Consider the following 26,364-nt stretch of genomic DNA (forward strand, 5'->3'; position numbering starts at 1 on the left):
ATCCAATATTTTTATAAACTGTATTTTTACCTGAAGTATTGTAAAGCATAAGTTTCATAATTTAATTATATCATAATAACAAGTAATAACAAGTAATAACAAGTATAAAAACTAAAAAGTTTATATAACATAGTTATATAAAAATCTCTAAAAACTAACTATTTTTAGAGATTCTGGGAAACGCAGGAAAAAAAATTAGTTTTTTTTATAGGATAAGAAATAACTTTTGATGGTAAATTTAATAAGAAAAGTCAAGTTACTAACTTGACTTTTTAGAGAAATTGAATAATTATCAAAATAAATTAAATTTTCTTTGTGAATTCTTTAAATTCATTTGATAAATCTTCAAATGTAATATGGTTTTTATTATTAGCATCAAAGACTGGGCAACCGCTATCTTTGGTACAACCTTTTTTGAAACAACATTCAGAAGTTTGACATTCACATTCTTCTTTATTATTAGCATCAAAGACTGGGCAACCGCTATCTTTGTTACATCCTTTTTTTAAACAACATTCAGATGTTTGGCATTGTCCTTGTTCATCTTTATGTGTTTCATTGTATAGTTTGCATCCGCTATCTTTTGTGCAACCTTTTTTGATGCAACATTCTGAAGTTTTACATTCAGATTCTTCTTTATTATTAGCATCAAAGACTGGGCAACCGCTATCTTTGTTACATCCTTTTTTTAAACAACATTCAGATGTTTGGCATTGTCCTTGTTCATCTTTATGTGTTTCATTGTATAGTTTGCATCCGCTATCTTTTGTGCAACCTTTTTTGATGCAACATTCTGAAGTTTTACATTCAGATTCTTCTTCTTTTGATGAAGAATTCTCGGAATGACAAGTACATCCATTTGTTTGACATTCTGATTTTGAGCACCCTACTTCTTTTGAGCAGTGGCATTCATTTTTACATGCTTCTTTTGAGCATTCATTTTTTGGTTTCATTCCGAATGGAATTGGTTTGGTTTTTTTTGTTTCCATTTTACATGTTTATTTTAAAATAAACTTTCTCCTTTATTTATAATATGTATGAATAGCGTGTATTTTTATTTACACATAATTATTATATAACCATTTATTTTTAAAAAAAGAATTTTTTTACAAAAAATAGATAAAAAAGCAATTTTTATTGCTTTTTTTAACTTTTTAGTTTTTATCCCTTTGTTCTTGTAGTGATTTTAATCTTTGTAAAATGTTCTTATATAAAGTAATTAGTTCTTCTTCTTGTTCATCTATTGTTTTATATGGATCAATATTAAAAGATTGTCTAACTTGCATAAAAATAGGATCTGCTAACATTTCTTTAGTAATTAATGACTTTCTTCCTACTCTATTAGAAAATACTGTTAATAAAACTCCGTAAGCTATATCATCTAACATTACATTAAAAAACTTTAAACCTTCTTCTGTATATATTTGATATGGGTTTTTTTGTGAATATTGTACTAAGTTTACATTTGAACGTAATTTATCCATTCTATTGATATGGTTTTGTCATTTGTCATCCAAAACTCTCAATATAATATTTCTTTGTAATTGGTCAATTTCTTCTTGAGTAATATTTTCTAATGCATTTGATGTCCATTTTTCATATACATTTAAAATTAAATTTGCTATATATTCTGGTAAATCTGTTTCATGAATTTTTTCTATTTCACTTAAATTAAATGTAAATTGAACTAATTTTCCTATATTTTCATTTAAGAAATCCACTAAACCTTGATAATTATAAAGTTTATTATGTAATTTATATTCTCCACTTCTAACTATAGAACGACCAGAAGCGCTAATCATTCTTTTAACTATAAAACTGATATTATTTGAAGATAAAATTAAATCACGTTGTGAATAAATTAAATCACGTTGTTGTCTGATGACATCATCATAATTTAACACTGATTTACGTGAATCATAATTAAAACCCTCAATTTTTTTCTGAGCATTATTGAAAGCAAATCTTAAATTTTTTGAAGTGATTTCTTTTCCTTTATCACTTGCATATGCTTCTTGAAATCCTTCATTATTTGAAAATCTTTTCATTAATTGATCTTCTAAAGAAATAAAAAACTTACTTGTTCCAACATCACCCTGTCTGCCTGATCTACCACGTAATTGGTTATCTATTCTACGTGATTCAGCTTTATCTGTTCCTAAAACATATAAGCCCCCTAAGGTAATTGCTTCAGGTGTTGGTTTAATATCAGTTCCTCTTCCTGCCATATTTGTGGCTATAGTAACAGATTTAACATTACCTGCTCTTGATATAATTTCTGCTTCAGATGCATTTTGTTTTGCGTTTAAAACTGTATGAGGTATACCTCTTTGCAATAATAATCTATGAACTATTTCAGATTCTTCAATTTGAGAAGTTCCTAATAAAACTGGTTGTCCCTTTTGATATAGTTCAGCTACTTTGTCTGCTACTGCATTTCATTTATCTTCATAATTAACAAATATTGCATCAGGTTCATCGATTCTTGCTATAGGTTTATTAGTAGGAACAACATTCACACGCATATTATAAATATCAATAAATTCTTGTTCTTCTGTTTTTCCAGTACCTGTCATACCACATAATTTTTTAAACATTCTAAAGAAATTTTGATATGTAATGGTTGCTAATGTTTTTGTTTCAGGTTCAATTTCTACTAGTTCTTTTGCTTGAATTGCTTGATGTAAACCATGTGAATAACTACGACCTTCCATTATACGACCAGTGAATGCATCAACTAATTCAATTTTTCCATCACGAACAATGTATTCAACATCTATTTTCATAACTTTATGAGCTCTTAGAGCGTTTTGAATTAAATGAACTGTTTCTGAATGTTCTATATTAAATATATTTTTTGAATTATAAAATTCGTTTGCTTTTGCTATACCGGAATGTGTTAAGGTAATTGCTTTAGATTCATCATCTATAACATAATCCTCACTACCTAAAGTTCTTACAAATTGATCTGCTGAAAAATATGAAGTAATATCTTCTTGTTCTCCACCAGAAATTATTAATGGAGTTTTTGCCTCATCAATTAAAATTGAATCCACTTCATCAATTAAACAAAATTGCAGACCTCTTTGAACTTTTTCTGCTTTATTTTGAACCATGTTATCTCTTAGATAATCAAAACCAAGTTCTGAATGAACTGAATAAGTAATATCACATGCATAAGCTAAGCGTTTATTATGAGTATCCATTTGAGCTTTGTTTATACCTACCGTTAGGCCAAGGAATAAAAAAACTTCTCCCATTTCTACTGCATCACGCTCTGAAAGATATTCATTAACTGTAGAAACTATCGCTCCTTTACCTAATAAAGCATTTAAATAAACTGGAGCAATAGAAGTAATTGTTTTTCCTTCACCAGTTTTCATTTCTGCTACTGAGCCTAAATCTAATAATAATCCACCTAGCATTTGAACATCATAAGGTCTTTTACCTAAGACTCTTTTAGTAGCTTCTCTAGCTACTGCAAAAACATCTATTCTTATGTCTTCAAGTGTATAACCTTCTTTTAACAAATTCTTGAAGTACTGAGTTTTAGACTTTAATTCTTCATCTGTAAATTTACTAACTACTTCTTCTAGTTTATTAATTCTTTTTAAAGCATTTTCTGCAATTCTCATTTCTGTTGTTTTGAAATCAAATAAATTCTTGAATAATTTCATATTTTTAATTATATTAAAAAAATATAATATAAAACACAAAAACAAGAGTGAAAATTAATCTTTGTTTTTGTGTTTTAATCTTAAATGTAAAACTTGAGCAATCATTGCTGCATTATCTGTTGCATACTTTAAATTAGGTATTATGGTATTTGAATGTAATTTAAGAAATTCAGTTCTTAATAATGAATTAGCGCTTACTCCTCCACCTAATATCAATGTTTTTACATTATATTTTTCTAAAGCTAATCTTGTTTTAAAACACAAATAGTCAATTGCTGTTTTTTGAAAACTAGCAACTACTTGGTTTATGTCTATAGGTATATTTTTCATTTTTTGTGAATTTATATAATTTAAAACTTGTGTTTTTAATCCACTAAATGAAAAATCTAATTCATTTTCAGTATATGGTTTAGTAAATTTAATAAATTCTCCTTGATAATTCTGATAAATTGAATCAATTATTTTTCCCCCGGGAAAACCTAAACCTGATTTAGAACTTATTTTATCAAACACTTCTCCTACTGCATCATCTAATGTTTGACCTATGATTTGAAAATCATCATAAGTTTTAGCCAAAATTAATTGTGTATGACCACCTGAAACTAATAAGCATAATGCAGGAAATTTTATTTCTGAATCTATTGAAGCAGATAATAAATGTCCATGTAAGTGATTGATAGGAATTAAAGGAATATTTAAAGAAATGCTTAATGCACTTGCAAATAAATATCCTATTTGCAATGTACCCATTAATCCTGGTTCATTTGTATAAGCAATATAATCAAAAGAATTTTTATCATATTTATTAAATAAAACTTCTTGTAATAAATTTATATTTTTAACATGCTCTCTAGAAGCAATTTCAGGAATAGTACCACCAAATTCTTTAAAGATATCAATTTGTGAAATGGTTCACAAGTCTAAAACTTTACCATCATCTAAAACAGCAATAGATGTATCATCATGAGATGTTTCAATACCTAAAATTCTCATTATAAACCTCCTATTTGAGGTTTTTTTATATATAAAGGTTCAATTTCTAATGGTTTAACTTTAACAAAAATATCTTTGTATAAAGAGAAATTATTTGTCATATCTTCAAAATTTATTTGTGATAATTTTTTATCATCACAATCAATGATAGTTATAGAGTTTTCGTAATGATTTGTTTTTTTATGTTTTAACAAGTCAAATTCATACAATTTTTGACCTTGAGCATTTAAATAAATTTTATTATCTTTAATTTGTTTAGATAGAATTTCAAATGTTCTTGTAATATAAAAATCAATTTCATTTAATAGTGATAGTGTTCTTAAAAAAACAAAACCTGCTCTTACCCCTGTAAAAAAACCTGGACCTATGTTAGTGTATAAACCTTTAATAATTTCAATTTTAAGATTATTTCTTTTTAAGAAATTCTCAAATTCAGTAGGTATAATATCAACTTTCTTTTTTAAATCTTTATAAATAATTTTATCTAGTACTTCATATTTTTCATTAAATAAGAATAATGCAAAATCTGTATTTGTTGTATCTAAATAAATATTAAACTCATTGCACTTCATAAATTCTCTCATTATCTTGATAATAAATATTAACACTAATAAAATTTTTTAAACTTAGCTTTTTTAAGTTAGGTCACTCTATTACGATTATGTTATCCTGAAAATAGTCTTCAAATTCATCTAAATCACCTTTGTAATTATATAAATCAATATGAACTAGACCGTCATATGCTTTCATATAGTTGAAACTTGGTGATGTTATGACTTCTTTTATTCCTAGTAACTTACCTAAAACTTTAACTAACGTAGTCTTTCCACTTCCTAATTCCCCGTTTAATAATAAATATTGTTTTTCTTTAATCAAACTAAGGATTTTTGATAATTCTTTTTCTAAACAAATTAAATTATTACATTTAAATTTATACATCTAAAAAACCCTCAAGTTTTTGATGAATATTGTTTATTTTTCCTATAACTATTGCTTCTGGTCCTGTATGTATAGCAACTACTGAAGGAATTGAAAATACAACTATTTTATTTTTATACTTGTCTTTAAAATAGTTTATGATTTCTATATCATCACTTCCGTTAGCTGTTAAAAGTACTAAATCACTATTTGAATTATTAAATTTGATATCAATTTCGTTAAATATACTTTTTAAAAATAACCTTCCCTTACCTTGCTTTTCTAATTTACCATTTTCAAATCTTATCAGCGGAACAATTTTCAATAATTTTGCTATGGTTGCAGCAGCAGGAGATAATCTACCACCTTTTACTAAATAATCGTTATGCTTAGGGATTAGAGTAATATCTAATTCATTATTTCATTTGCTACATTCATCTATTGCTTTTTGTATGTCTTGGGTTTTTGAATAAATATCTTTAAATCTATTAATTTGTTCTAATATTGTAAAAGAAATATTAACAGATTCTATTATTCTTAATTTATCAAAACCTTTTTCTAGGGTTTTAAGAAATTTATATTGACTTGATAAATATTGAGAAATAGGAAAAACAACTATATAATCATATTTTTTTGATAGTTCTGTAAACAATTCAGAAGCATAACCAATCGGAGTAGCAGAAGTGGTTGCTTTTGAACTTTTTAATGTAAAAACTTCAAATAAATTTTCTGAACTTACATCAATTCCATCTCTATAAACCTTCCCATCAACTTCGATCATTAATGGTAAATAAAATAAATCAAGTTTTTTTGCTTGATTTTCTGTTAAACCACATGATGAATCTACCACAATTGCTATATTTTTCATACATTAAATTATATAAAAAATGCTATAATTCCAAATATGATTATATGCAATAATTTAAACAAAAACTTCCCTAATAATTCTATTATTTATGTTGATTGTCAAGTTCAAATAACTAAAAGAATAGAATTAACTAATCTTGTAATTTTTGCAGACGATAATAATAAAATTAATTCTATTAATTTGCTTGATAATTCAATTTTAAATATAGATAATGATAAAAAATATTTCGCTTTAAATGATAAACAAATAAATGTTTTAAAAGATATTTTAGAAACAAAAAATCTTTTATTAGAAGTTAAAACTAAATTAATTTATGGAACTATAATTCAAAGAACAAAACACCCTAAATCAGATAATCTTTTTATCCTTTCTATAGATATAAACAAGAATGAACCAATACAAATAGTAACCAATACATTAGATTCTCAAGAAAATAAAACCCTTGTTCTTGCTTTACCTGGAACAGTTGTATTTAATGGTAGTGAAATTCTAAAAAATAAAGTTATGGATGTAGATAGTTATGGTATGTTAACAGGTTATAAAACTCTTGGTATAGATAAAGAAGGTTTGATATTTGGTGTTAGTTCTGAAAAAGGGAAGGATTTTAAATTTTAGTAATGAAAAACATCTTAAATGACTTAAAAGAAAGAGGAATTTTAAAGCAATATAGTAATTTAGATAAGTTTTATAATTTAAACTCGAATGATGTAGTTTATGCAGGTTTTGATCCAACTGCTGAAAGTTTGCACTTAGGAAATTATATTCAAATTGCTCTTTTGCTTAGAATGAAAAAAGCAGGTTGAAAAACAATTGCTTTAGTTGGTGGAGCAACAGGGATGATTGGTGATCCTTCTTTCAAAAATAATGAAAGACAATTATTAGATCAACAAACATTAGACAAAAATAAAGGTAAAATCAAAAAACAACTAGAGAGCTTTGGTTTAGAAGTTCTAGATAATTATGAATTTTACAAAAACATGAATTTTTTAACATTCTTAAGAGATGCAGGCAAATTAATAAACATTGCATATATGCTATCTAAAGACTCTGTTGCAACTAGAATTGAAAAAGGACTTAGTTTTACTGAATTTACTTATCAATTAATTCAAGGATGAGACTTTATTAAATTATATGAAGATTATAATGTAAAAGTTCAAATTGGTGGATCAGATCAATGAGGAAATATTTCAACTGGTTTAGAAATGATTTCTAAAAAAATAGGGGATGATCACAAAGCCTTTATTTTTACAAGTAATTTATTAACCGATGAAAATGGAAATAAATTTGGTAAATCTACTGGTGGTGGTAATTTATGATTAGATAAAAATATCACAAAACCTTTTGATATGTATCAATTTTTAATAAAACAACCCGATTCCCAATTAGATAAATTATTTAAATGATTAACTTTTTTAAGTATTAACGAAATAAACAACATATTAAGCATACATAATCAAGATTCATCACTACAGTATGGTCAAAAAAAACTGGCTTATGAAATAATAAAAGATATTCATGGAGAACAAGAGGCATTAAAAGTTCAAGAAATTAGTGATATATTGTTTAATAAAAATCTTGATTTAAATAATATTTCGATAAACACTATAAAATCTATTGATAATGAAATCCAAACAATAAAAGTATTTAAAAATGATAATATTGTAGATAAAATAATTGAAAATAAATTATTGAACTCAAAAAGAGAAGCGAGAGAATTTATTAGTAATAACGCAATTAAGTTCAATTACTTATCAATTAATGAGAATTCACTGTTTAATTCTAATTATTTTAATGGTGAATATGGTATTTTACACATTGGAAAAAAACGAATTTATTTAGTTTATATAAAAAATAGTTAAATAATCTGGAAGAAAGACACTTAAAATAAGCGTCTTTTTATTATATTTCTTGGTTTTCATTTTAATTAAAATTATTGTATAATGCTTTAATGAAAATTAAAAACGCAATAAAAATGTTTATAAGTTTAGGTTTATTACCAACTTTTATTGTTTCTGCTTCATGTAATGAAGTAAAAGAAATTCCAAAAGAAAAGGAAACAAACGAAAAACCAGTAGAGATTGTTTCAGAACCATCTAAAGACTTAGAACCTGACAAAGGTTTGAATGGAAGCACTAATACAGGTGGTAAACAAAATGAAGTACCCAGTGAAACACCTAGCCAAAAACCTGGTAATGATGACAAGGAAACTTCTGGTCAATTAAATTCTGAACCTACCAATGAAGAAAAACCAAACACTAATGGACAAAGTAATTCAAACCAAACTAAAGAAGTGGATTTCACTTCCTTAGAACAATTAGAATTAAACCCAACTTCTTACATAAAGTTTTATAATCAAAAACACTCAGATGCTGCTTGAATAGAGCTAAAGAAAAATTTTAATTCCTTAATAAGTGAACTTAATATTTCACAAGAAATAAAAAACGAATTTAATCTTGAATTAGTAGAAATTAATGAAGTTTCTACTAATAAAGTAGAAGGTGTTATAAATAATATCAAAATTAAATTTACTAAAGACAATCAAAGTGTTATTAAAGTGTTTTCATTAAATGGTTTTGCTAAATATAATGACACCAAAGTAAATCACAAAAATAATTTTTTAACACAGAATGAACTAAATGAATCACTTACAAATTTATTCCCTTCTCTTGTAGCAAGAATGATGTTATATTCAGAAAAACCTAATGAATATTTATCTAACACATCTCAAAATAATTTTATTATTAATTTTGAAGCACTTATGAATAGAAATAATGATTTATTTACTTCAAAATCTCCTAATTTTAATTCTGCATTAAAAGAAACTTTTTTTTCTAAAAACCCTGAATTCGAAACTAAATATGTGTATAAAATTGTTGCTGCTAAGTATAATGACTTAACAGGAACATTAGGTTTAGAGGTATTTATTAGTGATTCTGATGAAAATCCTTCAGATGAACCTGGTATAAATAAACAATTTATTTTTAGTGGTTTTAGACGAATTAACAAAGAAAAACCTAATGATAATGTTTTAAGTTTCTTTATGACACCATCTAATTTAAAAGAATCACTTAAGAAAAATACTTCAATAAAAAATAAAATTATTGAACTTAAAAATAACAATGAATTACCTATCAACTTGAATTCTCATTTAAGTGAATTATCTTTAAAACTATTAGAATCAAACCTTTATTCTAATTTGCTTATTAGCATAATTGACAATAAAGGTTCATATAATTTAAGACATTCTGATTTAAGAGTTCCTTCATTGGTTGGATTAACACAAGAATTTGGTCTATATCCTTTTTATACAAGATATACAAAAGATGATATTATTAAGAATTTAAATGTTTCTATTAAGTATGATAATAATAGAAATCAAAAAATGATTGAAGCATCATTTAATGTTCGATTATCTATAGCAATCCAGGAATCATACAATAACTTAGTTGATAACTTTATAACAGAAGAATATATCGAAATTCCTGTTATAGTTCAAACTACTTTGGATACTTTTGAACAATAAAAACGCTTTTAGAACAGACTTTGCTTTGTATAAATATGGAAATGCAACATTAAATATAGGTTTATGAGAATCAGAAAAACAGCTAATTAATAAATATTTTAAAAATAAAGATGGTCATCTTTTAGATATTGGTTGTGGAGCAGGAAGAACTTCATTTGCTTTGGAAAAACTAAGTTATAAAAATATCAAAGCAATAGATATTTCACCAGAAATGATTGGACTATGTAATGAATTAAAAAAAAGTTTTAAATCTAAAATTAATTTTGCAATCCACGATATATCAAAGCAAAAATACAAAGAAAACTCTTTTGATTATATTTTATTTTCCTTTAATGGATTTCCTGGTATTCCAGATTATAAAAGCAGATTAAATGCATTGAAATTAATTAATAAGTATTTAAAAAAAGATGGTGTATTCATATTCACTGCTCATGCATTCAATAAAGAAAAATATGAAGCTAGGAGAATGTTTGAAAACATCAATGAGACTAATGAATTCAAATACCAAAGATATGGTGATTTATTATTTAGAAATGAAAATAATGAGATTGATTTCTTGCACTTATATTCTCATTCTGAATTAGAGAATGAACTAATTAATAATAATTTTACTATAATAGATGTTATTAATAGAGATAAGAATTTTAAAGAAAACAGTTTAGTTAAAGAATTTTCAGATAATACTAATTTCTGAATTTGTTCTAAAAAGATTAGTTAAAAAAAGAAGATATTTTCATATCTTCTTTTTTGTCATTATTATTTTTCGATTTTTACTTTAACACTTGGTCCCATTGATGCTGATACAGTTAAGTTTAACATATATGTCCCTTTAACTGCTGCTGGTTTTAATTTTTTAATTAAATTAATAAGTGTTTTTGCGTTTTCAACTAATGCTTCAGTAGACATACTTGCTTTACCAATTAATGAATGTACAATCCCTGCTTTATCTGTACGATAATTAGCTTTTCCTTTTTTAAGTTCTTCAACAGCTTTTTCAGGAGTAGGAGTAACAGTACCTGTTTTAGGGTTAGGCATTAAACCTTTTGGACCTAAAACTTTTCCATATTTTCCTAATAAAGGCATCATTGTAGGGTCTACAACCATTACATCAAAATTAAAGTCATTTTCTTTAATTTTTTGTTCTAATGCTTGCGCATCTAAAACAAAGTCTGCACCTGCTTCTTTTGATAGTTTTTGTTTTTCTACATTATTTGTACCTACTAAAACAGTTACTGACTTACCTGTACCATTTGGTAATAAAATTGCACCACGTAATTGTTGATCTGCTTTACGAACGTCTAAGTTTAAGTTAAATGCTAAATCAATAGAAGCATCAAATTTTGCATAAGAAGTTTTTTTAGCTAATTCAATTGCTTGATCTAATTCATAAGCAATTGTTCTGTCAAAAGATTCGCGAGCATTTTTTAAATTTTTTGATATTCTTTTTGCCATTATTCTGCTCCTTCTTCATTTGATTTTTCTTCATCAGAAATTGTATTAACTTCGATTGATTGACCTTTAGTTTCAATTAATTTAGCTTGATCCGCTTCTAATGCAGCTTCTTTTGCTGCCGCTAGTGAAGCAGCTTTAGCTGCAGCTTTTGCTTCTGCTTTAGCTTTAAAAATATCATCATAACCTTCAACTAAAACACCCATTTGTTTTGCAGTTCCAGCTACTGTAGCCATAGCTGCATGAATATCGTTTGTGTTTAAGTCTGGTAATTTATATTCAGCAATTTCTTTTAATTGTTCTTTTGTTATTGTTCCAACTATTGTTGTTTTAGCATTTTTTGAACCTGATTGTAATTTAGCTGCTTTTTTGATTTTGTATGACGCTGGAGCTGTAAATAACTTAAATTCAAAGCTTTTATCTTTGTAAACTGTTATTTGAACAGGAACTGGCTCATCACCCCTGTCTCTTGTTGCATCGTTAAAAGCCTTAGTAAATTCTGGCATATTAACACCTACACCCGCTAAAGCAGGTCCAGGTTTTGCTTTACCGGCTGGGAATTGCAATTTAGCAATACGTTGAATTTCTTTTTTTGCCATATATTAAAATATCCTTTCGATAATTGTGGTCTAGCGATATTACATTATATCTCCCACTAGTAGAGGCAATATGTTATTATTGCTTTATTATTATATAATAAATAATAATATTTTAAACCTAAAGTCTATAAATTAAGAATAAAATTATTTCTCTTAAAATAGCATTAAAAATAACAAGATTATTTAATTAAATTAACTATCTCATCTTTAAAGTTTGAAATACTTTTCATGCTTGTAATGTTTAAAGTTAGTTTGTAATTAACATTATTATTGGGATTCATACTAACTAATTTCTTTTGATTTTCATCATCTATTTTTACTCAATGACCTCTGTTTGTTTTGTCATGGATGTATACAAAATCATTATGTTTGGAAATGATTTTGTATAAAATTTCACTTTGTGTAATTCCTATACAAATTAAATAATCATAATTATAATTAGGATTTATTCCATTAAATTGAAATGTTGGATTCTTTCTACCTTGTCTTGCTGTTTTAATTTCTAAATATAACTTTTTACCCGTGTCTACTATAACATCATATTCATTGTGTATTGTTTTATTGTTATTACTTAGAATTTTTATTCCATAATAATTAAACAATTCTCTAATAAATTTTTCACCAATTAAACCAATAGCATTCCCTTCGAATTCAACTATTTTTCAAAATATATTGTTAATATCCTTTTTATCTAATTTTAATTCTTTGTATTTTTCTTCAATTATTTTTAACATTAAATAATTTTCAAACATAATTACTCCATTTCAAAACCATTATCATATAATAATTCATAAATATGATTTTTACCTATGTGTCTACATGAATTTGTAGCTAATGAACTATATTTAACTCAATTTTCTTTTTCTATTAAGTTTTGAATTTTGTTTTTTTCTTTTATATTTGTAGTATTAATCTTAATTGCTATTCCACTACCATATTTAACATCTTCAAATTTTTTAACTACTTTGTTTTCTTTATAAAATGTAGAAGATAAATAATAATCTGCTTGTTCTTCATATATTCATTTTTTTCCACACTCTCTATTTTTTGCAGTTGAAACAGTAAATACATCTAAATATTTCTTAAAGGGATTTTCTTTTTTGTATTTATATCAATTAAATGTTTCGTTTGCTGGATTTGAATAATTTTTGGACCATATTTGAAAAACACATTTAACATCTATGTTTTTATCATCTACAGTATAAAAAGAATTTTCAGGTAGTATTTCAGAATGTAATAAATTATGATTTTTAACGCGGTATTGAATACTTCCTTTTCCTTTGCTTTGAAAAAACATAGGTAAGATAAAACATATAAAATCAGCATTAATAGAATGATTCATAAATTCTAATGCTAATACACCACGATGCCCAAACGGAGGATTTCCAATGACAATAAATTTGTTTTTAGGTAATTCAAATTTTAAAAAGTCAGATTTAATTAAATCACTCCTTCTAGGTTCTAAATCTATACCTATTCTTTTATTCTTAGGTAATAAATCAAAGAAACAACCATCTCCAGAGCTTGGCTCAACTCATATATAATCTTTAATGTTTTCATATTTTGATATTACTTCTATACTGATATTAAATAATTTTTCTGCTATGTCTCTTTTGGTAAAGTATTGATCTAGTTTATTTTTTGAATTTTCCTTCATTTTCTTGCCGTTTACATATTTCATTTAACCCTCAATTTCTTAATATAATGTATTTAATAAATTATATTGATTATTAAGATTTATATAAGTAAATTTATTCATTTAATAATTAAAAATACAAGAGATTATCTTGTATTTTAATTATTAATCTTCATCTTTTGATTGAATATTTCTACGTTTAATTATTTCATCAGCTATATTTTTTGGTGTTTTTTCATAGTGATCAAACTGCATTTGATATGTTCCACGACCACTTGTCATTGATCTTAGTTCTGTTGAATATCCGAACATTTCAGCAAGAGGAACCATTGCTTTAACAATTACTGCTCCATCATTTCTTTGTTCTTGGTCATTAACTAATCCTCTACGACGTGATAAATCACCTATTACATCTCCCATATGATCTGACGGAACAACAACAGAAACATCCATAATTGGTTCTAATAAAACAGTTCCAATTTGATCTTTTGCTTTTGTAAGAGCTTTAGAAGCAGCAATTTTGTATGCTAATTCTGATGAATCGACATCATGGTATGAACCATCAAATAAGGTTGCTTTTAGGTCAATCATTGGGTAACCAGCTAAAATACCAGCTGCCATTTTTTCTTCAAGTCCTTTTTGAATTGATTTAATGTATTCTTTTGGAATTTTTCCACCTACTATTTTATCTACAAATTCAAAACCTTGGTCTGGATTTGGTTCAAATTTAATTCATACATGTCCATATTGACCTTTACCACCAGATTGTTTAATGTGTTTACCTTCAACATCTGCTGATTTAGTAATTGTTTCACGATATGAAACCTGAGGAGCACCAACTTTTGCTTGGACACCAAATTCACGTTTTAAACGATCAACAATGATATCTAAGTGTAATTCACCCATACCTGCAATAATTGTTTGTCCTGTTTCTTCATCAGTATAAGTTCTAAATGAAGGATCTTCTGCTGCAAGTTTTTGTAAACCTAAAGATAATTTTTCTGTTGCGGCTTTAGATTCTGGTTCTAAAGCTTGTGAAATAACTGGTTCTGGGAAAATCATTTTTTCTAGAATTAGTTTCTCTGATTTTTCATCAATTAAAGTATCTCCAGTTGTTGTGTATTTTAGACCAACTGCTGCTGCTATATCGCCAGCACGACATTCATCTATTTCAACACGACTGTTTGCATGCATTTGTAATACACGTCCAATACGTTCTTTTTCACCTTTTGTAGAGTTATATACATAACTTCCTTTATTTAAAACTCCACGGTAAACACGGAAGAATGTTAATGAACCAACAAATGGATCGTTCATTACTTTAAATGCTAAAGCAGCAAAATCTCCTTCATCTGTTGCTTCAACACTAACTTCTTCTTCACCTTTATGAGCTTTAATAGCAGGAATATCTAAAGGAGATGGTAAGTAATCTACAACAGCATCAATCATTTTTTTAACACCTTTGTTTTTGAATGATGTTCCACATACCACTGGGAAAAATTCTGATGTTAATGTGGCTTTTCTAATAGCTTCTTTGAAAGCAGGAATTTCTACTTCACCACCTTCTAAAACTGTCATCATTAATTCATCATCAAAAGCAGCAACTGCTTCTAATAATTCTTGACGTTTAATTTCTACTGTATCTTTTAATTCCTCTGGAATTGCTGTAGCAAATTCTTCTTCTTGTGCTTCACCATTATATGTGTATGCTTCTCTGGTAACTAAATCTATTAAACCTTTAAAATCTGATTCAGCACCTATAGGTCATTGAATAGCAACTGCATTTCCACCTAAACGTTGTTTAACCGAAGCAACAGAAGCAGCAAAATCAGCACCTGCTTTATCCATTTTATTAACATAAACAATACGTGGTACTTTATAGTTTGTTGCTTGTCTTCAAACTGTTTCTGTTTGAGGTTCAACTCCTGATTGAGCATCCAAAACTGCTACTGCACCATCTAAAACACGTAATGAACGTTCAACTTCAATTGTAAAGTCAACGTGTCCTGGTGTATCAATAATATTAATTCTTTTTCCTTTTCAGAAAGCTGTTGTAGCAGCAGAGGTAATTGTAATCCCTCTTTCTTTTTCTTGTTCCATTCAGTCCATTTGTGAACCACCATCATGTGTTTCACCTATTTTGTGGATTTTACCTGTGTGGAATAGAATTCTTTCTGTTGTTGTTGTTTTCCCTGCATCAATGTGGGCCATGATACCGATATTACGGTAATCTTTTAAATCGTAATCTCTTGCCATATTTAAATTAAATAACTAGAAGATTATCATCTAAAGTGAGCAAAAGCACGGTTTGCTTCAGCCATTTTATGTGTATCTTCACGTTTTTTAATTGCTCCACCTGTTTTGTTTGATGCATCTATAATTTCATTAGCTAAACGAACATCCATTGTTTTTTCGTTTCTTAATCTGGCATATTGTACTAATCATCTTAATGCTAATGTTTGTTTTCTACGAGCAGGAACTTCAGTAGGAACTTGATAGTTAGTTCCACCAATTCTTCTTGTTCTAATTTCTAATTGTGGAGTAATATTTTCAACTGCTGCTAAAAATACTTCCATTGGTTCTTTGTTTGTTTTATTTTTAATTAATGTAAAAGCTGAATATAAAATATCTTGTGCTATTGATTTTTTTCCGTCAAGCATAATTTGGTTAATTAATTTAGTTACGACTACAGAATTGAAAACTGGATCTGCAAGTACTTCACGGATTGGTGCACTTTTTTTTCTTGACATTTGTCCTCCTAATTGATAATTTTTTTAACTAAATATATGCTTATTTTTTAGCTTTTTTAGTTCCATATAAACTACGACCTTGGTTACGTTTTGTAACTCCGGCTGCATCTTGTGTTCCACGAACAATGTGGTATCTAACCCCAGGTAAGTCTTTAACACGACCACCACGAATTAAAACAACTGAGTGTTCTTGTAAGTTGTGTCCTTCTCCAGGGATATATGCTGTTACTTCCATTGTGTTTGATAATTTAACACGAGCATATTTACGTAATGCTGAGTTAGGTTTTTTAGGTGTCATTGTAGCAACACGTGTACATACACCACGTTTAAATGGCGAAGCCATTTTTTTAGATTTTTTAATTAATGAGTTGTAGCTTAAACTTAATGCAGGTGCATTTTGTTTTTTAATTTTTGAACTACGACCACTATTAACTAATTGGTTTGTTGTTGGCATTATTTCCTTCCTTTAACATATTACATTTATAAATTTAATAATATAGCTATTTCAAAATAAATTAGCTTTATAATTATACCCTAACAACACCTCCGTGTGTTTCATATTTTTATTTTTTTTAAGCCCTAGATTTAGGGGTAAAAAATTATTATCTTAATAATAAAATTCCAAATATTAAATAAAAAAATAAAATTCTTAACAAATTTAAGAATTTTATTTTTTTAATTTTGAAAATTGTCATAATCATTTATCAAATGTTAGTAAAACTTCATCAATTAGCGGCTGAACTCTTTTGCTTCATTCGAATTCTTCAATACCAATTAATATGAAATTTAAATCATTAATAATATTTTTTGTTGCTTGTTCATATTCAAATTCTTGACTTGTTAGTTCATTAAGTGAACTTAATTTTAAAACTTCATTATACGAACCTAGAGCTAAATTATTTTTCATTAATATTTTTTCTGCTACTTCATCAACAAAATTATTAACTTCATTTCTTAATTTATCAACTTCTTCATGGATTTCAAAGAATTCAAGTCCTTTAATATTTCAATGTATATTACTTAATTTTTGATAAAAAACTTGTAAATTTGCTTGTAATTTTTTTAATTCTTGTATTTCTTTCATAATAATCTTTCTAAATTTTAAATGATTTTTTATTTTTATTTATTTGTTTAAACATCTCTGTTTCTTCATTATAGTTTTTATTAAAGGTTTTATAATAACCCAAAAAAGTTCTTTCATCAATTAACTTTTCTTTTAGCATTATTTCTAGGTAATATAGAATAATTTCTTCACTAAAAAAATATTGTTCATTATTATAAAAATTAACTATTTCATTAACTGAATCAAAGATTAATTCTTTAAGTTTTTTTGGATAACTATATTTTTCTGAATTAACTTTAAATTCTTCTCTATCAACGATTTGTAAATCCTTGTTTGGATAACTCTTACAGTCTAAATCATAATCAATAAATTTAATCGTATTATCTTCAAATATAGGATATGAAGATAAATTAATATAATAAGAATTTCCAATATTTTTCTTTATCATAACTATAGAGTTATACATTGAATATTTAGGTATAAATCAAAGTGCATCATCATTGTATTTTCATCCATTAGAATTTTTTTGAATTTCTATAACTTTTGTTCCTTTTAAAGATAAAACTATATGCCTTTTATTGTGAAATATAACTTTTGCTTGACTTCATTGACGATATAAAAAACCATTATGTTTGTATGCTTGAACATTTATTTGCATACCAACTTTTATATCAGTAAAATTTCATTTCATATTAAACTATTTTTATTTTTGTCTGTCCATTTTCGTTTATAACTTTATATTTCTTAAAGACAGGTTCTTTTACATTTCAACCTCTAGTAGTTGTTATATCTCTTGAAGTAGGTAGATTAATTTCTGAATCTTCTAATTCTCCTTCATCAACAATTGAATTTTGATTTTTATCATCTCACATATATATAGTTGCATCATCTTCAACATTTATAAAAGCATTTGAAATGAATGAATAAAAGTGTTCATTTAAATTATTTTCTTTTGAAGTTCCTGGATATAGTCTATTGTTTATTTGTTTTTGACGATCCTGTGTAATTTCATTATTTTGTACCATTTTTGCTCCTTGGTCAAATTCTTTATGACCAAAGAAAGAAAAAGCATCATAATAATTTATATAACTTTGACCTATTATATTGTTTTCTCTATCTTTAACTACAATACCTTCATATTTTTTGTCTTTTAAATAACCTGCAAATTTAACTTTATTTGCTTTTGTATTATCTACATTAACTGAACCTCTACTTACTCATTTTCAGTCAGATTCATAATAAATTTGTGAAATAGTTTTTCCGTAACCCATTGTGTTTAAAAATAAATCATAAAACTCTTGCGATCTAGATTTTGTTTTTGATTTATCTAGTTCATTAATTGTTCTAACATTTCTAATAATTGGATTACCTAAAACATTTGTTCCAAATCTTCTTCTTTGAACTTCATCATATCTGTATGGACTTATATCAAAAACTGAATTAGGTGTCATAGTGGCATTTATTGCTCTACCTGCATAATTACCTTCTGTTTCAACTGTGTGTCCGTCTTTAAACATAAATTGTCTACGAGAACTATCAAAGTTATTTAAATAAACTTTTGATCAATCTTCTGCGTTAGCAGATGGAGAAAAATATGCAGCTTCAATAGAATCAGAAGAATTAGATTTTTTAAAGTAATGAATTCCGAATCAAGAAATGCTTGGTAATTTTTTTTGTGCATTTTCTGCTGCTTTATTTTCATCATTCATTGAAAAATAAGATTCAAAAGCATACTTTGTATATTCTCTTGGTAATAATTCTGTTAAAGAATAGTTATATTTAATTTTTTTGTAATCAGTTGAAAATGAACCAGATGGAGAATAATATAATTCACCATAATTTACAGCTCTTGCATTTTCCGGTGAAACAGTACCAGAATTTGCTATGTCTCAAATACTTTTTGGACTTAGTCTTCTATATAAAAACTTCTCTGATTCAACAGGTAGGGAACTAGGAGATCAGGCACGAGCAAAATCAAACACTTCTAAGTCATTTCTAGTAATATAACCTTTTTTATCAACGTCATAATTTAATAAAGTGTAAAAATTATTTGCAAAATAAGAATCTCAATACTGTTTTGAACCATGAGTGTGATTTTCGTGAGATTCACCATATGGATTATAATAAATTGGAGTATGATTTTTATCGTTTATTGTAATTGTCTCGTCAATACTTTTTTCAGGACTTGTTCTAAGTGCAGTTTCTGGATATGAAGCAGATCAATGGTGCATATATTCGTGAAATACAGTCGGCATTAAACCACCAATTATTTCATATAAATTAAAACCTTTTTCTGCATATATAGAACCATTAATATAAATGTTTTTTGTATTAGAAATATATAAACCATTTGCTTTATCACTAATTACATTAAAATCATTTACATTAATTGCTTCTAAGTCAAAAACTTCAGTTCCAAATGGCACTTTTCTTTTGAACTCTTGCGCTAAATAAACTAATCCATTTCTACCTAGTAAATACCTATTATTACCATCACCATCTGTATGATAACTATAATCTCTAAAAATTATTTTTGTATAAGGGTCAGAATATTGTAAATAAAATCTATTATTAGAATCTTTTTCTTCTTTAATATCATTAATATTTTTTATAGAAGTTCTATTGTAATAATCTAAAGCGCTATTTTTTTCTTCTTGTGTATAAGATTTTGGTAAATAAACTTCGTTTTCATTAATTTTTAATATGTTACCGAAGAAAAAGTTAGATTCATGAGAAAAACCTAAATCATTTGATGGGGGTGGTGTAATTATAGGATTATGTGGTTCTACAATTGGTTCAGGATTAATTGAAATAATAGGTTCTGATTCAGAATCTTTTGGTTGTTTTTCATCATCAGTCGGAATAAAACTAATTATATTCTCTAATAAATTACAGCTACTTGAAATAGGAAATATTAAGGAACTTAAGAAAGAAATTCCAATTATTTTTTTAATATGTTTTCTTATTTTTTTCATGTCAATCCTTACTCATAAATTTTAATAAATTTATTAATTAATTTATTTATAAAATAAAAAAATAATTTTTTGCTATATTCAAGTAATTTTACTTTAAATATATATTATTATAAAGTAATATAATATAAATATACTATTAGTTGTTTGGGGAAGTTATGAAAAAAAATATCTGAAAAAAAATTCCTTTAATATTATCACCTATTGCCATAAGTTCAATAGCTATGTCTTGTTCTGAAGAGCAAAAAGAACCAAATAAAAAAAATGAAATAAGTGTAAAAGATTATAAGAATAAATTATTATCTAAAATTTCTCAACTAAAAGATAAAAAAGGTTTTGAAAATGCTATAAATACTGGTGCTACAAGTGAACAATTACAAAAACTAGAAGTAGAAATAAATAAAGCAATTAATGATGAATTTCAAAGTGCTTCTTTTGATGAAGTTAAAATTAAAACAATTTCTTTATTGGATCAATTAAAAAACAAAAAGGATTATCAATCCCAAATTCATAAAGCTACAACAAAAGAAATGCTTTCTATAATACAAAACAAAATCAATTCAGATCTCGAAAAACAAAATGATGTCAATGGAGAAAGTCTAAGAGAAGCAATTTCTATTTTTAATGAAATTACAAGCAGTCCAACATATTCAAAACACTTTACAATTGTAGAAACAGGGGGATTTAGTAGAAGAACAATGTTAGATGTTCTCTCTAGTACTATTGTCCAAAATTCTGGAAATTGAACAATCATTATTAATCCAGAATTACAATGAGCTATTCAAGGTACGCCCATTAGATTTACTGCTTCATTTACTCGTGCTAAAAACGATAATAAAACAGGTAATCTAACTGCATATATTAATTTTAAAAATAAATTAAACAATGTTAGTCAAACAGTTAAAGTTAATTTATCTGGTTTAAAATCTAATCCAATAGGAGTTGATGAAAATGGTACTTTTTTAGAAGAACCTAATGAGGATTTAAAAAGTGATTTAGAGCTTTATTATGAATCAAATCAAGATGAAAGATTTAAATTAGATGATGAAAAATATTTAAATGTTTTAAAAAGACAATTAGCAGGTAGGGAAATCGATACATTAAATAAAAGAAGACCAGAGTTAGTATCTAACAATCAAGATAATATTAAAAAATATAATGATTTAGCAGACAAATTAGGTTTATCGAATTATGAAAGTGCTGCTTGAAAAGGATTTAGTTTACCAAAATATAACTATGATGGAACTGTCGAAGGATTATCTATTTATAATCAACCAGAACCAATCAAAGGTCCAAGTTGAGTCGATTCAATCGGAAAAAACCATAATAAAATTTTAGGTTTAGCAAGAACAATAACAAATGAAAATTATGTAAGACAAGCTAAGCAAACATTTCATATTGGTTTTTCAGGAACTAAAATTCCTGTGCCATTACACAATGGTAAAATCGCTGATAGAGATCAAAGAACAACTATCTTTTACAAAGATATTGTTAAAAAACTTGAAGATAGCAATACTAAAACAGAATTAACAAATTTTGCTAATTCTGTGACTGAACCATATAATATTTCTACAGCAGTAAAATTAAAAACTAAAGTAAATGAAGAATTACTAAAAATTAAATCTGAGCAAGAAATTGAAGAAATTAAAAAATCAGTATTAAAAGACTATGTTAATAATTCAAATTTAATTCCTAGTTCTAAAAATAGTTTATTAGAAGATATCAATATAGGTAGAACAAACGCAGATGGTATGTTAGACCAGTCTTCTGGTGAATCAGGAACAATATGATTAATGGATTATCAAAAAAGATCAGATGGTAAATATCCAACTAAGTTCTATTTTGGAACTAATTTACATGTTGCTGATGCAATGATAGAAGGATCATTTAATAGTTATAGTTTAGTAAGATTAAACAAAGAAATCGGAATTTTAAATACATTAAAATTAATTAATCTGGATACCGATAAATTTAGATCGTTTTATTTTAAACCAGAATCAATTAAAAGAGTTTTTGATGGACGTGATTATTTAACAACTTCTCCAAAAGATTTTTTAACTAACGACCAAAAACAAGCATATGAAAATGTTGAAGAATTTTTAGATTTTGCTGTTTTAGAAATTGATTTTGAAAAAGATACAAATAATACTTTTGAAAGAGATAAATCAGAATTTGCAAGAATAATAACCAATGATTATGCATCTGAAGAAAATAAAGAAAATCAAATAAAATTTAAAACTGAATCATATTTAAAAAACTATGACAAAATTAATTTTCCTTTAAGAACTAGAAATTCAGAAAACTTTGATTTTAACTCGATTGACCAGTTGTTTATTTTAGGGTATCCATTAGCTGTCAGAGATCATTTTCTAGAACCATATGTAGATGATGATCAATTAAAATTTATTCAATATGATTATTCTTTATGAACAAATGCAGATTATACATTTTATAAAATTAATCTGGGTGAAGATGATGATAGAAATGCAAAAATTATTGAAAGACTAAACCGTGGAAACTGACTATCTTATAATATAGGTTATCGTACTTTTAAAAATAAACCCGGAATAAACGATGCATTCTTATCTGCACCAAGAATTGGTTCAAACTTATATAAATCATCTGCAGATAACAAAGATTATGTAGTATTTGGTTTACAATATATGCCTAGATGATATGTTCCTTATGGAGGAGCATCTGGTTCATCTGTAAGAACTCAAAATAATGAATTAGTCGCTGTGTTTCATTCAGCTAATGAATCAGCTAAAACTGGTCTAGCTGCTGCGTTTAGATTTGAAGGTTATGATTATAATGGTTTATTTGGTACATATAATTTACCTCAATATGACTTAATTTATGGTGGTGGAAAAACACAAAATATTCAAACTAACTTATTCCCTAACGGTTTAGATGATTCTCAAATACCTAATGAATTTAGATTTGAAGATGAATTAATAAATCCACTAAAAGATAAATAATTTAAAAAATATTAGCAATAATTTCAAAAATAAAGTAAAATAACATTATGGATTTTAAGACTTCTGATTTTACAACAGAAAAGAATAAAAACCAGGTTGATGAAAACCTTGTTTTTGTGTCCTTAGTTGAAAATCAGGAGTTTTTAAATAATTTAAATTGATTTAAAAAAAATATTGATCAAGATTATTCATTTGACATAAAAAAATATCATTAAAACCTAAATTGAAAGACTTTTCTAGTTTTAAATTTAGTGATGAATTAAATGAAATTATTAGTTCATTTATAGATTTAAAAATATCATTAATTACACCTAATGATATTTTTATTAATGATTTTGATTTATGTAACCAAGATGAATTAAACAAAATAAAAGAAATATTAGATTTAAAATAGGAAGGTAAAAATGAAAAAAGTTAACATAGCAATTGATGGACCTAGTGGAGTAGGTAAATCAACAGTATCAAAAGAAATAGCAAAAAGACTAGGATATAACTTCATCAACAGTGGTAGTGTATATCGAGCAATTGCAAAAAATGTAGTTGATAATAAAGTGGATTCTCGAGATGATAAAGGTGTTATTGCAACACTAAAAGAAGGGATGATAAAATTATTAGACGGAGATAAAATTGAGTTAAATGGTATAGAAATATCGAAAGATATAAGAGCTGATTATATTTCTCAAATAACACCAAATGTTGCTAAAATACCAGAAGTTCGTCAATTCGTAGTTAATTACCTTCAACAAATGACTAAAAGAAAAAAAGGTTATATTATTGATGGAAGAGACACTACTTTTAGGATAATGCCTCATGCTGAAGTTAAGATATTTTTATGAGCTCAAGCCGAAGAAAGAGCTAAACGTAGAGTTAAACAAAATGCAGAACTAGGTTTTAATACTGAATATAAAGAAATATTATATGAAGTTCAGAAACGTGATGAGCAAGATATGAACAGAGATTTTGATCCGTTACACAAAACAGAAGATGCTGTATATATAGACTGTACTGAATTAACAATTGAAGAAGTTGTTCAAAAAATAATTGATCTTGTTAATGAAAGGATTAATTAATGAAAAATACTGTTGCAATAATCGGTAAACCTAATGTTGGAAAAAGTACTTTATTTAACAGAATTATAGGTAAAAAAATATCTATAGTTTATGACCAACCAGGTGTAACAAGAGATAGATTATATGAAAAAATTAATTGACTTGGTAATGAAATAAAATTGATTGATACTGGTGGAATAGAAATAGAAAACAAACCATTCCAAGAACAAATACAAATTCAAGCTAAAATAGCAATAGAAGAAGCAGATGTTATTATTTTTTTATTTGATGGAACAAACGAAATTACAAATGATGATATGTTTATAATGAACATATTACGTAAAAGTAATAAACCTATAATAGCTGTTGCTAATAAATTAGAAAATAATCAAGAATTTGATTATGGATGATACAAACTAGGTGCAGATTATATATTTCCTATTTCTGCTTTACACGGTGAAGGAATTGGTGAAGTTTTAGATAAAGCTACTGAATTTTTAGATTTTTCTTCTGATGATAATCAAGAATTGTTTAATCTTGCTATTATCGGAAAACCTAATGCAGGTAAAAGTTCTTTATTAAATAATTTAAGTAAAGAATATAGATCAATTGTTTCTAATATACCTGGAACAACAAGAGATAGTGTCAAATCACAAGTAGAAATCGAAAACAAATGATATAACATCATAGACACAGCTGGAATTACACGTAAATCAAAACTTATTGAAAGCGTTGATCACTATGCATTAATGAGAGCCATGAATTCTCTTTCAGAAGCAGATTTATCCTTGATAGTAATAGATGCAACACAAGAAGAAATATCACACTTTGATTCTAGAATAATTGGTTATGCATTAGAAAATGAAAAACCAATTATTATAGTTATCAATAAATGAGATTTAGTAGAAAAAGAAACTAACACAATGTCTGATTTTGAAAAGAAACTCAGAAACAAATTCCACTTTGTTCCTTGAGTTCCGTTTGTCTTTATTTCTGCTAAGTTTAACCAGAGAATAAATAAATTAATTTCTACTTTAAATGAAGTAAGGGAAAACCTTCAAAGAGATATAAAACCTTCTTTAATATCAAACTTAATTTTAGAAACTCAACTAATTCAACCAGCTCAACCATTTAATGGTGGTAGATTAAACATATATTATGCTCGTAAGGAATTAGCAAAAATTCCTACATTTACTTTTTTTGTAAATAATAAAAAGTTTCTCCACTTTTCATATCAAAGATTTCTTGAAAACCAGTTAAGATCAACCTTTAATTTTAAAGGTTGTCCTATTAAAATGAATTTTAAAAATAAAAATAATGCATTGGATTAAATTTCATAAAATTAGACTATAAAATTTCTAATAATTCTTTTGTTAGTTTCCCACTTATTTATTAAAAAAATACTTAAACTCCTGTACCATAGTGGTTTAAGTATTTTTATTTAATTATTTATTTACAATTTTCAATGGATATATATTTTAAAAAGGTATATAAATTATAAAAACATTTTTTGTAATAACGATTCTTTAATTTGTTTGAGTTTATTGAGTTTGGAATGGTAAAGATTGAGGAGGGTATCAATCTTACTAAAGAAATCTCCGATTTTTTGTTGTTCGGAAATATTCGGTAATAGAATATTTAGTTTCATAAATCTTCTATTAGATATATTAAATCTTGAAATACCTTGAGCAAGTAAAACTATGTCTTTTCTTAGTTCATTGTTTCTTAAGTTGTATGCAAGGAAGTTTATATAATAATTATTTATGTTGTTTAACCTTATGCCAAAACAAAATGAATTTAAATATATATTTTCCTTATCTTTAAAAGGTCAAATCGATGTAATTCCAACTTCTTCTGGTATTTCAGAAGAAGTTGTAACAAAAATATCT

The 26,364-nt window shown here is 26.2% G+C and carries 26 protein-coding genes; 9 read left to right on the forward strand and 17 right to left on the reverse strand.

Annotated features, from left to right (window positions below):
* Nucleotides 1–302: 302 nt before the first annotated feature.
* The 6 genes from T405_RS01885 to T405_RS01910 form a co-directional block, all read right to left on the reverse strand.
* Entirely contained in the window at nt 303–989 is a 687-nt protein-coding gene (locus tag T405_RS01885) for a hypothetical protein (RefSeq protein WP_036430527.1), read from the reverse strand.
* A gap of 165 nt (nt 990–1,154) precedes the next feature.
* Nucleotides 1,155–3,677, reverse strand: a complete 2,523-nt coding sequence (gene secA / locus T405_RS01890; RefSeq protein ID WP_036430529.1) for a preprotein translocase subunit SecA — start codon at nt 3,675–3,677, stop codon at nt 1,155–1,157.
* Between the two features lie 54 nt (nt 3,678–3,731).
* Nucleotides 3,732–4,670, reverse strand: coding sequence for a tRNA (adenosine(37)-N6)-threonylcarbamoyltransferase complex transferase subunit TsaD (gene tsaD, locus T405_RS01895; protein ID WP_036430531.1), 939 nt, complete (start codon nt 4,668–4,670; stop codon nt 3,732–3,734).
* Nucleotides 4,670–5,242 carry a hypothetical protein gene (locus T405_RS01900; protein WP_036430533.1) on the reverse strand — a complete coding sequence of 191 codons (573 nt, stop codon included), beginning with the start codon at nt 5,240–5,242 and terminating at the stop codon, nt 4,670–4,672. The genes tsaD and T405_RS01900 overlap by 1 nt, the downstream gene beginning before the upstream one ends.
* Nucleotides 5,223–5,609 (reverse strand): tRNA (adenosine(37)-N6)-threonylcarbamoyltransferase complex ATPase subunit type 1 TsaE, encoded by a 387-nt coding sequence (gene tsaE, locus T405_RS01905; RefSeq protein ID WP_036430534.1) that lies wholly within the window; start codon nt 5,607–5,609, stop codon nt 5,223–5,225. Before tsaE ends, T405_RS01900 begins: the two co-directional genes overlap by 20 nt.
* Complete coding sequence (locus tag T405_RS01910) at nt 5,602–6,456, reverse strand: DegV family protein (protein WP_036430536.1); 855 nt, start codon at nt 6,454–6,456, stop codon at nt 5,602–5,604. Before T405_RS01910 ends, tsaE begins: the two co-directional genes overlap by 8 nt.
* 36 nt (nt 6,457–6,492) lie before the next feature.
* Here T405_RS01910 and tapR point away from each other — a divergent pair, with 36 nt between their 5' ends.
* From tapR to T405_RS01930, 4 genes are all read left to right on the forward strand, one after another.
* Nucleotides 6,493–7,071 (forward strand): TyrS-associated PheT N-terminal domain-related protein TapR, encoded by a 579-nt coding sequence (gene tapR, locus T405_RS01915; protein WP_036430539.1) that lies wholly within the window; start codon nt 6,493–6,495, stop codon nt 7,069–7,071.
* A gap of 2 nt (nt 7,072–7,073) precedes the next feature.
* A complete protein-coding gene (gene tyrS, locus T405_RS01920) occupies nt 7,074–8,315 on the forward strand; it encodes a tyrosine--tRNA ligase (protein ID WP_036430541.1) in 1,242 nt (413 codons plus the stop codon).
* Between the two features lie 89 nt (nt 8,316–8,404).
* The gene (locus T405_RS01925; RefSeq protein WP_036430543.1) at nt 8,405–9,979 is read left to right on the forward strand and encodes an LppA-related lipoprotein; all 1,575 of its coding nucleotides are present in this window, start codon (nt 8,405–8,407) and stop codon (nt 9,977–9,979) included.
* Nucleotides 9,969–10,697 (forward strand): class I SAM-dependent methyltransferase, encoded by a 729-nt coding sequence (locus tag T405_RS01930; protein ID WP_051619534.1) that lies wholly within the window; start codon nt 9,969–9,971, stop codon nt 10,695–10,697. Before T405_RS01925 ends, T405_RS01930 begins: the two co-directional genes overlap by 11 nt.
* A gap of 38 nt (nt 10,698–10,735) precedes the next feature.
* On the opposite strand, the gene rplA is transcribed toward T405_RS01930, so the two are convergent.
* From rplA to T405_RS01980, 10 genes are all read right to left on the reverse strand, one after another.
* Nucleotides 10,736–11,431, reverse strand: coding sequence for a 50S ribosomal protein L1 (gene rplA / locus T405_RS01935; RefSeq protein ID WP_036430547.1), 696 nt, complete (start codon nt 11,429–11,431; stop codon nt 10,736–10,738).
* Nucleotides 11,431–12,027 carry a 50S ribosomal protein L11 gene (gene rplK, locus T405_RS01940; RefSeq protein ID WP_036430549.1) on the reverse strand — a complete coding sequence of 199 codons (597 nt, stop codon included), beginning with the start codon at nt 12,025–12,027 and terminating at the stop codon, nt 11,431–11,433. The genes rplA and rplK overlap by 1 nt, the downstream gene beginning before the upstream one ends.
* Before the next feature lie 179 nt (nt 12,028–12,206).
* Complete coding sequence (locus tag T405_RS01945) at nt 12,207–12,779, reverse strand: hypothetical protein (protein WP_036430551.1); 573 nt, start codon at nt 12,777–12,779, stop codon at nt 12,207–12,209.
* A gap of 2 nt (nt 12,780–12,781) precedes the next feature.
* Nucleotides 12,782–13,708: a hypothetical protein gene (locus T405_RS01950; protein ID WP_198763723.1), complete on the reverse strand. Its 927-nt coding sequence runs from the start codon at nt 13,706–13,708 to the stop codon at nt 12,782–12,784.
* A 120-nt stretch (nt 13,709–13,828) separates the two neighbouring features.
* Nucleotides 13,829–15,919, reverse strand: coding sequence for an elongation factor G (gene fusA, locus T405_RS01955; RefSeq protein WP_036430554.1), 2,091 nt, complete (start codon nt 15,917–15,919; stop codon nt 13,829–13,831).
* Nucleotides 15,920–15,942: 23 nt separating this feature from the next.
* Nucleotides 15,943–16,413, reverse strand: a complete 471-nt coding sequence (gene rpsG / locus T405_RS01960; RefSeq protein ID WP_036430556.1) for a 30S ribosomal protein S7 — start codon at nt 16,411–16,413, stop codon at nt 15,943–15,945.
* Between the two features lie 40 nt (nt 16,414–16,453).
* Complete coding sequence (rpsL, locus tag T405_RS01965; RefSeq protein WP_036430558.1) at nt 16,454–16,867, reverse strand: 30S ribosomal protein S12; 414 nt, start codon at nt 16,865–16,867, stop codon at nt 16,454–16,456.
* A gap of 213 nt (nt 16,868–17,080) precedes the next feature.
* Complete coding sequence (locus tag T405_RS01970) at nt 17,081–17,497, reverse strand: Dps family protein (RefSeq protein WP_036430560.1); 417 nt, start codon at nt 17,495–17,497, stop codon at nt 17,081–17,083.
* Between the two features lie 10 nt (nt 17,498–17,507).
* The gene (locus T405_RS01975) at nt 17,508–18,167 is read right to left on the reverse strand and encodes a DUF402 domain-containing protein (RefSeq protein WP_036430562.1); all 660 of its coding nucleotides are present in this window, start codon (nt 18,165–18,167) and stop codon (nt 17,508–17,510) included.
* A 1-nt stretch (nt 18,168) separates the two neighbouring features.
* The gene (locus tag T405_RS01980) at nt 18,169–20,451 is read right to left on the reverse strand and encodes an MYPU_1760 family metalloprotease (RefSeq protein WP_036430564.1); all 2,283 of its coding nucleotides are present in this window, start codon (nt 20,449–20,451) and stop codon (nt 18,169–18,171) included.
* 155 nt (nt 20,452–20,606) lie between these two features.
* Between T405_RS01980 and mip the strand changes: the two genes are divergently transcribed.
* The 5 genes from mip to der are packed head-to-tail and all read left to right on the forward strand — an operon-like array spanning nt 20,607 to nt 25,806.
* Complete coding sequence (mip, locus tag T405_RS01985) at nt 20,607–23,426, forward strand: Ig-specific serine endopeptidase MIP (RefSeq protein ID WP_051619535.1); 2,820 nt, start codon at nt 20,607–20,609, stop codon at nt 23,424–23,426.
* 47 nt (nt 23,427–23,473) lie between these two features.
* Entirely contained in the window at nt 23,474–23,641 is a 168-nt protein-coding gene (locus T405_RS03845; protein WP_156951232.1) for a hypothetical protein, read from the forward strand.
* Between the two features lie 8 nt (nt 23,642–23,649).
* Complete coding sequence (locus tag T405_RS03850; protein WP_156951233.1) at nt 23,650–23,820, forward strand: hypothetical protein; 171 nt, start codon at nt 23,650–23,652, stop codon at nt 23,818–23,820.
* A 10-nt stretch (nt 23,821–23,830) separates the two neighbouring features.
* Entirely contained in the window at nt 23,831–24,496 is a 666-nt protein-coding gene (cmk, locus tag T405_RS01990; RefSeq protein ID WP_036430566.1) for a (d)CMP kinase, read from the forward strand.
* A complete protein-coding gene (gene der, locus T405_RS01995) occupies nt 24,496–25,806 on the forward strand; it encodes a ribosome biogenesis GTPase Der (protein WP_036430568.1) in 1,311 nt (436 codons plus the stop codon). The genes cmk and der overlap by 1 nt, the downstream gene beginning before the upstream one ends.
* A gap of 164 nt (nt 25,807–25,970) precedes the next feature.
* Here the strand turns inward: der and T405_RS03790 are convergent.
* Nucleotides 25,971–26,364 (reverse strand): restriction endonuclease subunit S (locus T405_RS03790; protein WP_198763724.1); only part of this gene is annotated, 394 nt, incomplete at its 5' end.

It is taken from the genome of Mycoplasmopsis felis ATCC 23391 (assembly GCF_000701865.1).
GTDB classification, from domain to species: domain Bacteria; phylum Bacillota_I; class Bacilli_A; order Mycoplasmatales; family Metamycoplasmataceae; genus Mycoplasmopsis; species Mycoplasmopsis felis.